Genomic DNA, 6,592 nt, shown 5'->3' with positions numbered 1-6,592 from the left:
TTCGCCAAAATACTTGGTGATCGCCGCCGTCAGCGACGTCTTGCCATGGTCGACGTGGCCAATCGTGCCGATGTTCACGTGAGGCTTGTTACGCTCGAATTTACCTTTTGCCATTGTCTCTTTCCTTGGACGGCCCGGATCTTCAGTTCGGTCGAAGACCTTCAGTTCAGTCGAATGCGGGGCGATTAGCGACAAAGGCCAAAAAACACAAGCGTCTTTTGGCCGGGTGCCGTCTCACTCAGTCCGAACCATCGATCCGATTGCGGGGATGTGGCGCTGATATAGGAAGGCTCCGGGCAAAATGAAGGGGTAGCGGGCCGACCGATCGAGGCCGCGAAAGCGCCGGCCTGCTTGCCCGGCCCTGTCTGAATCATGGCCAGGCCATGGACCATTGCCGCCGCCATCCGCCTCTGATCTTGTGGCCGGATGCATTTCATCCCTGCCTCTATCCGCGGCCCGCTGTTCATGATCGTCTCGACGGGGTCGTATCTCGTCAACGACACGATGATGAAGCTCGCGACGGCGGGCCTGCCGTCTTATGAGGTGCTGTTTCTGCGGGGTGCCGCGGCGGCCCTCTGGGGCTTCCCGCTGCTGTTCGCGCTGGGCTACGGCAAGCAGATCCCGCTGATCTTCGACAAGCGCGTCCTGAGCCGGAACGTGCTCGAACTGGCGGCGATCCTTTGCTATGTGGTCGCGCTCGCCAACATGCAGATCGCCGATTCCACCGCGCTCGGCCAGATCACGCCGCTCTTGATGCTGGTTGGCTCCTCGATCCTGTTTGGCGAGCGGATCGGCGGCCGGCGCATGGCGCTGATCGGGCTCGGCTTCGTCGGCGCGCTGATGGTGGCGCAGCCGACCATGCAAGGCATTTCGGTCTATGCCCTGCTGGCGCTCGGCAACGCAGCCCTTGCAGCGGCGCGCGACCTAGCCGGCCGGCGGGTCTCGGCCGAGGTGCCGGGGATGATCGTGGCGATTTCCGCCGTCGTGGTGGTGCTGATCGGCGCCGGCGCCGCGCATCTTGTTTCCGAGCGCTGGGTCATGCCCGGGGCGCATCACCTGCTGCTGATGGCAGGTGCTGGATTTTTCCTGATCTTCGGCCACTTCTTCATCTTCATGGCCTATCGCGTCGGACCGACCAGCGCCGTGGCGCCGTTCTACTATTGCTTCACCGTCTGGGCGGTCATTTCGGGCCTGCTGGTGTTCGGGCAATTCCCCAACACATTGGCGGTCTGTGGCATCCTGCTGGTCGTCGGCAGCGGGCTGACCATCGTGTCGCTGGATCAGCGCCAGCGCCGGTTGGCCGTCGTCGCCTAGCCTCGTTTCATTGCGGGAACGCCGATCTTTATTTTCGCCGCCCCGATGCCATAGGCAAGCCACAGCCGGGCACACCGGCCTGAAGCCGGCCTTGCCTTCAGAAACTCGAAACCTCAGACGATCCGCAGGCGCCTAAAGCGTCCGCCTTGCGCTGAACTGATGGTAGGCCCACAGAACAACCACCGCCCCGATGACGGCAACGATCAGGCTGTAGATGTTGAGACCGGTGACGCCAGATGCGCCGAAGGCACTGAAGATCAGCCCGCCGACAATGGCGCCGACGATGCCCAGCACGATATCCATTATGACACCCTGGCCGGTCTTGTTGACGATCTTGCTGCCTATGAAGCCGGCGACCACGCCGAGAATGATCCAGCTGATGATACCCATTTTTTCCTCTCCATCCCCTCGCCAGCCGAACATTTTCATATGATTGTCAAAACCTCAAGCCAGCTTGAAATTCCGCCCGAATGCTTCATTGTTGAGGAGGGGTCGGGCCTTGGTCGCTATGGAGGATCCACGATGGGACTTTTTGACAACGCCGTTCCCGGCGGCAACATCACCAAACCTCTGATGATCGCACTCGGCGCATTGCTGGTCGGCAAGATGCTGAGCGGCAGAAGTGCCGAAGAGCCGGAACAGTCTCCCGCGCCCGCTCCGACCGCCCCCGTCCCGACGGAAACCACATCCGCCGACGGTGGCCTGCTGGGCGGCCTGGGCGGACTGCTCGAAAAGCTCCGGGACGCCGGTCACGGCAACACCGCGGACTCCTGGGTCGGAACCGGCCAGAACCAGTCGATCAACGCCAACGATCTTGGCGCCGCGATCGGACCGCAGATCATCCGCGAGATCGCGCAACGGACCGGACTGGACGAGCAGGAACTGCTCAAGCAACTGTCCACCGCCCTGCCCGGCATCGTCGACAAGCTGACGCCGAACGGCCAGGTGCCGCAGCAGCACCAGGTCGCATCCGCGTTCAACAGCTGACGCGGCGCAGCCACGACAATTGGAGCGCTGCGCTTCGTGCGCAGTGCTTCGGCTTGCCGGTGATGGGATGAGTGTCTGGAGCGGGTAGCGGGAATCGAACCCGCATATTCAGCTTGGAAGGCTGCTGCTCTACCACTGAGCTATACCCGCGCCTTACCTGAAGTACCGGATTCATCCGAAAAGCGCCATGCACTTTTCGGTCCGATTCTTGTCGCGTTTCAGGGCTTCCGGGCCGGCAGTGGTGGAGAGGGTTGGATTCGAACCAACGTAAGCTAAGCTAACGGATTTACAGTCCGTCCCCTTTAACCACTCGGGCACCTCTCCAGTCTGCCGCCGGAGCCATGCAACGAGGCATTCGCGCCGATCCGGACCCGAGTTATGTGTTCTCCGAAACCAGCGCAGCGCCTTATGGCGGCAAGGCCATTGGGTGTCAACCGCGCAGCCAGCGTTTTTCGATGTTGTTCGCCGGCTGTGACGGCGGGCCATATCCTTGGCCGGAGGACACCGCTATAGAAGCCAGCCATGAGCGATAAAACCAACACCCCCAAAGACACCCATTACGCCAAGCTGCGCCGCGCCTATCGCGACGAGAAAAGCGGCGGCGCGCCGGCGTTCCGGCCTCGACAGCCGGTTCCGCCGGGCGAAAATGCCGCGGACGGACTGGTGCGGCTCTACGGCCTGCACACGGTTCGCGCCGCACTCGACAATCCGCGCCGCAAGATCAAGAAGATGCTGGTGACGCGCAATGCGGCCGAGCGCCTCGAAATCGCCGATCTCGCCGCCTTGCCCTTCAAGACGGAACTGGTCGAGCCCAGGGATATCGACAAGATCACCGGGTCGGATGCCGTGCATCAGGGTGTGCTGATCGAGGCCGAGCCGTTGAAAGCCAAGCGGCTCGATGCGCTTGGTGACGCGAAGCTGGTGCTGGTGCTCGACCAGATCACCGACCCGCACAATGTCGGCGCCATCCTGCGCTCGGCGGTCGCCTTCGGCGCCGGCGCGCTGATCACCACGGCCCGCCACAGCCCGCAGGAATCGGGCGTGCTGGCGAAATCCGCCTCGGGCGCGCTGGAGCACATCGACCAGATCGAGGTGAAGAACCTCGCCGAAGCGCTCGGCCAGCTGCACGAGGCCGGCTTTCGCACCATCGGGCTTGATTCGGACGCGCCGGCCGAACTCGAAAAGAGCTTTGCCGGAGAAAAGATCGCACTGGTGCTGGGCGCCGAGGGCAAGGGCCTGCGCCAGAAGACCCGCGAGACGGTGACCACGCTGGCGCGGCTCGACATGCCCGGCGCCATCCATTCGCTCAACGTATCGAATGCCGCAGCGATCAGCCTTTACGTGGCACGGGCATTTTTGAAGCGCGGCTAAGCCAAAAAACCATCTCGACGAGAAACGGGTCCCGACAGACGCCGGAACCCGTTCTTCGATGGGCCAGGAGTTGGCGGCTTGGGAACGTTGCGCCGCCCTCTCCTGACCTATGCCGCTTTGCCCTGGGTGCCGGCTGCCTCGCTGCCGACCTCGAAATCGGCCATCCTCTCAAGCGCCCTGACCAGTGCCGAATGATCCTCCTTGGCGCCGCCATTGGCCGCGCAGGCGTTGAACAGTTGCTGCGTGGTCGACGTGTTGGGCAGCGACACGCCGAGCGCTTTCGCGCCCTCAAGCGCGAGGTTCAGATCCTTCTGGTGCAGTTCGATCCGAAAACCCGGGGCGAAGGTGCGCTTGACCATACGCTCGCCATGCACTTCCAGAATGCGCGAAGCCGCCAGCCCGCCCATCAGCGCCTGCCTGACCTTGGCCGGATCCGCGCCGGCTTTCGAAGCAAAAACAAGCGCTTCGGCGACGGCTTCAATAGTCAGCGCAACGACGATCTGGTTGGCCACCTTGGTGGTCTGGCCAACGCCGTTGGGCCCGACCAGGGTGATGTTCTTGCCCATCTTCTCGAACACGGGCTTGGCGCGCTCGAAGGGTTTCTCCTCGCCGCCGACCATGATGGTGAGCGACGCCGCCTTGGCGCCAACCTCGCCGCCCGAGACCGGCGCGTCGAGATAGTCGCAGCCTAGATCGTTGATTTTCCTGGCAAAAATCTTGGTCTCGATCGGTGAGATCGAGCTCATGTCGATGACCAGCTTGCCTTTGGTCAGACCGGACGCGACGCCGTTCTCGTTAAACAGCACATCGGCGACCTGCGGTGTGTCGGGCACCATCAGAATGATGATGTCGGCGGCCTTCGCCACGGCAGCATGGCCGGTGACTGACGTTAGGCCCTTGGCGACGAGATCGGCTGAGAATTTCGATCGATGGTCGCTGGCTATGACCCTGTAGCCCGCGTCCAACAGGTGCCCCGCCATCGGTGCGCCCATGATGCCGAGGCCAATGAAGCCGATGGTTTCCATTTTGGTTCTCCAGTTGCTTGTGTGAAACGCCCCCTCATCCGGCCGCTAGCGCGGCCATCTTCCCCCGAGGGGAGAAGAGAAGCCGACGTTGGTGCCTGTCTCTTCTCCCCTCGGGAGAAGGTGGCCCGAAGGGCCGGATGAGGGGGCGCGGCGTTGGCTAGGCCGCAGCACTTCCCTGCCCGGCTAATGCTTGAAACCACCCCAGCCCAGCCTCCGTCCCGGCCTTCGGCTTGTATTCCGCCCCGATCCACCCCGAATAGCCGATGCGGTCGATGTGCTCGTACAGGAAGGGAAAATTGATCTCGCCCGTCCCCGGCTCGTGACGGCCTGGATTGTCCGCAAGCTGGATATGCGCGATGCGGTCGAGGTTTACCTCGATGGTACGGGCGAGATCCCCCTCCATGATCTGCATGTGATAGATGTCGTATTGCAGGAACAGGTTCTTCGACCCGACACGGTCGATAAGCGCCAGCGCCTGATCGGAATAGTTGAGAAAGAAGCCCGGGATATCGCGCGTGTTGATCGGCTCGATCAGCAGCCTGATGCCGGCCTGCTCCAGCTTTTCCGCCGCGAAGGCGAGGTTTTCGGCAAAGACGTCCTCCAGCACCTTGCGGTCGGCGCCGGCGGGCGCGATGCCGGCCAGGCAATTGACCTGCTGGCAGCCGAGCGCCTGCGCGTAGGTGATCGCCTTGGCGATGCCCTGGCGGAATTCCGGCACGCGGTCCGGCAGCACGGCAATGCCGCGTTCGCCCTTGCCCCAGTCGCCGGCCGGCAGGTTGAACAGCACCTGGGTCAGGCCGTTCTTCTTCAGCCGGGCGGCGACGGCATCGGGCGCATGGTCATAGGGGCCGATATATTCGACACCCTTGAACCCCGCGCGGGCGGCGGCATCGAAACGGTCGAGGAACTCATGCTCGCCAAAGAGCATCGAAAGATTGGCTGAAAAACGCGGCATTCTTTTTCTCCTTTTCTCCGCCAAGCCTAATCCAGCATGACGATCGACGTCGGCGCATCTTCGTGGCTCTCGGCAAGGTCCTCGAATTCGGTGATCTTGTCGATCTCGGTGCCCATCGAGATGTTGGTGACGCGTTCGAGGATGAATTCGAGGACAACCGGAACCCGGTGTTCTTTCATCAACCGCTGCGCCTCCTTGAAGGCACCGGCGAACTCTTCCGGCTTGCGCACCCTGACCGCCTTGCAGCCCATGGCCTCGGCGACGGCAACATGGTCGACGCCGTAGCCGGCCTCGGGATCGCCTGCCCGGTTGATGTTCTCGAAGGCAAGGTCGACCTCAAAGTCCATCGAGAAACCCCGCTGCGCCTGGCGGATCAGGCCGAGATAGGCGTTGTTCACCACGACATGGAGATAGGGCAGCTTGTGCTGGGCGCCGACCGCCAGTTCCTCGATCATGAACTGGAAATCATAGTCGCCCGACAGCGCCACGATGGTCCGGTCGGGATCGGCGGCGCGCACGCCAAGGGCAGCCGGCAAGGTCCAGCCGAGCGGGCCGGCCTGGCCGCAATTGATCCAGTTGCGCGGCTTGTAGACATGCAGGAACTGCGCGCCGGCGATCTGCGACAGGCCGATCGTGGTGACGTAGGTGACGTCGCGGCCGAACGCCTTGTTCATCTCCTCATAGACACGCTGCGGCTTCAGCGGCACCTGGTCGAAATGCGTCTTGCGCTTCATCGTCTTCTTGCGAGCTTGGCATTCCTTCGCCCAGCCGGACCAGTCGCGCAGTCTGCCTGCCGTCTTCCACTCGGTGGCGACGTCGAGCAGCATCTTCAGCGCAGCACCAGCATCCGAAACGACGCCGAGATCCGGCGCGAAGACACGGCCGATCTGCGTCGGCTCGATGTCGACATGGATGAATTTTTTGCCCTTGGTATAGACAT

At 62.7% G+C, this 6,592-nt stretch carries 8 protein-coding genes and 2 tRNA genes; 3 read left to right on the top strand and 7 right to left on the bottom strand.

All coding sequences use genetic code 11. From position 1 onward, the window contains the following. Positions 1–114 (bottom strand): GTP-binding protein (locus EN949_RS31440; RefSeq protein ID WP_164782598.1); only part of this gene is annotated, 114 nt, incomplete at its 3' end. 312 nt (positions 115–426) lie between these two features. Between EN949_RS31440 and EN949_RS31435 the strand changes: the two genes are divergently transcribed. Next, entirely contained in the window at positions 427–1,314 is an 888-nt protein-coding gene (locus EN949_RS31435) for a DMT family transporter (protein ID WP_027163678.1), read from the top strand. A 132-nt stretch (positions 1,315–1,446) separates the two neighbouring features. Here the strand turns inward: EN949_RS31435 and EN949_RS31430 are convergent, their stop codons facing one another. Further along, positions 1,447–1,704: a GlsB/YeaQ/YmgE family stress response membrane protein gene (locus EN949_RS31430; RefSeq protein ID WP_013531402.1), complete on the bottom strand. Its 258-nt coding sequence runs from the start codon at positions 1,702–1,704 to the stop codon at positions 1,447–1,449. A 132-nt stretch (positions 1,705–1,836) separates the two neighbouring features. On the opposite strand from EN949_RS31430, the gene EN949_RS31425 reads away from it, so the two are divergent. After that, a complete protein-coding gene (locus EN949_RS31425) occupies positions 1,837–2,301 on the top strand; it encodes a YidB family protein (protein WP_013531401.1) in 465 nt (154 codons plus the stop codon). A gap of 76 nt (positions 2,302–2,377) precedes the next feature. On the opposite strand, the gene EN949_RS31420 is transcribed toward EN949_RS31425, so the two are convergent. Together EN949_RS31420 and EN949_RS31415 are read right to left on the bottom strand one after the other, a co-directional pair. Then, positions 2,378–2,451 (bottom strand) — tRNA-Gly (locus tag EN949_RS31420). Between the two features lie 89 nt (positions 2,452–2,540). Continuing rightward, positions 2,541–2,625 (bottom strand) — tRNA-Tyr (locus EN949_RS31415). Between the two features lie 198 nt (positions 2,626–2,823). Between EN949_RS31415 and rlmB the strand changes: the two genes are divergently transcribed. Further along, on the top strand, positions 2,824–3,672 hold the full coding sequence (gene rlmB / locus EN949_RS31410; protein ID WP_127367370.1) for a 23S rRNA (guanosine(2251)-2'-O)-methyltransferase RlmB: 849 nt from the start codon (positions 2,824–2,826) through the stop codon (positions 3,670–3,672). 107 nt (positions 3,673–3,779) lie between these two features. Here rlmB and EN949_RS31405 read toward each other — a convergent pair whose 3' ends face one another. The 3 genes from EN949_RS31405 to EN949_RS31395 all read right to left on the bottom strand — a co-directional run. Continuing rightward, a complete protein-coding gene (locus EN949_RS31405) occupies positions 3,780–4,697 on the bottom strand; it encodes a 2-hydroxy-3-oxopropionate reductase (protein WP_127367371.1) in 918 nt (305 codons plus the stop codon). A gap of 157 nt (positions 4,698–4,854) precedes the next feature. Further along, a complete protein-coding gene (gene otnI, locus EN949_RS31400) occupies positions 4,855–5,652 on the bottom strand; it encodes a hydroxypyruvate isomerase (protein ID WP_127367507.1) in 798 nt (265 codons plus the stop codon). Between the two features lie 26 nt (positions 5,653–5,678). Further along, on the bottom strand, positions 5,679–6,592 hold a 914-nt coding region (locus EN949_RS31395), incomplete at its 5' end, for a thiamine pyrophosphate-dependent enzyme (RefSeq protein ID WP_245472552.1).

It is taken from the genome of Mesorhizobium sp. M7A.F.Ca.US.007.01.2.1, from assembly GCF_003998165.1.
In the GTDB taxonomy this organism is placed as follows: domain Bacteria; phylum Pseudomonadota; class Alphaproteobacteria; order Rhizobiales; family Rhizobiaceae; genus Mesorhizobium; species Mesorhizobium ciceri.
This window is presented reverse-complemented; position numbering and strand designations above follow the sequence as displayed.

Excerpts from the sequence above, each read along its gene's own strand:
- EN949_RS31435 (WP_027163678.1), top strand. The coding sequence starts at position 427 with ATGCATTTCATCCCTGCCTCTATCCGCGGCCCGCTGTTCATGATCGTC.
- EN949_RS31430 (WP_013531402.1), bottom strand. The coding sequence starts at position 1,704 with ATGGGTATCATCAGCTGGATCATTCTCGGCGTGGTCGCCGGCTTCATA.
- EN949_RS31425 (WP_013531401.1), top strand. The coding sequence starts at position 1,837 with ATGGGACTTTTTGACAACGCCGTTCCCGGCGGCAACATCACCAAACCT.
- rlmB (WP_127367370.1), top strand. The coding sequence starts at position 2,824 with ATGAGCGATAAAACCAACACCCCCAAAGACACCCATTACGCCAAGCTG.
- EN949_RS31405 (WP_127367371.1), bottom strand. The coding sequence starts at position 4,697 with ATGGAAACCATCGGCTTCATTGGCCTCGGCATCATGGGCGCACCGATG.
- otnI (WP_127367507.1), bottom strand. The coding sequence starts at position 5,652 with ATGCCGCGTTTTTCAGCCAATCTTTCGATGCTCTTTGGCGAGCATGAG.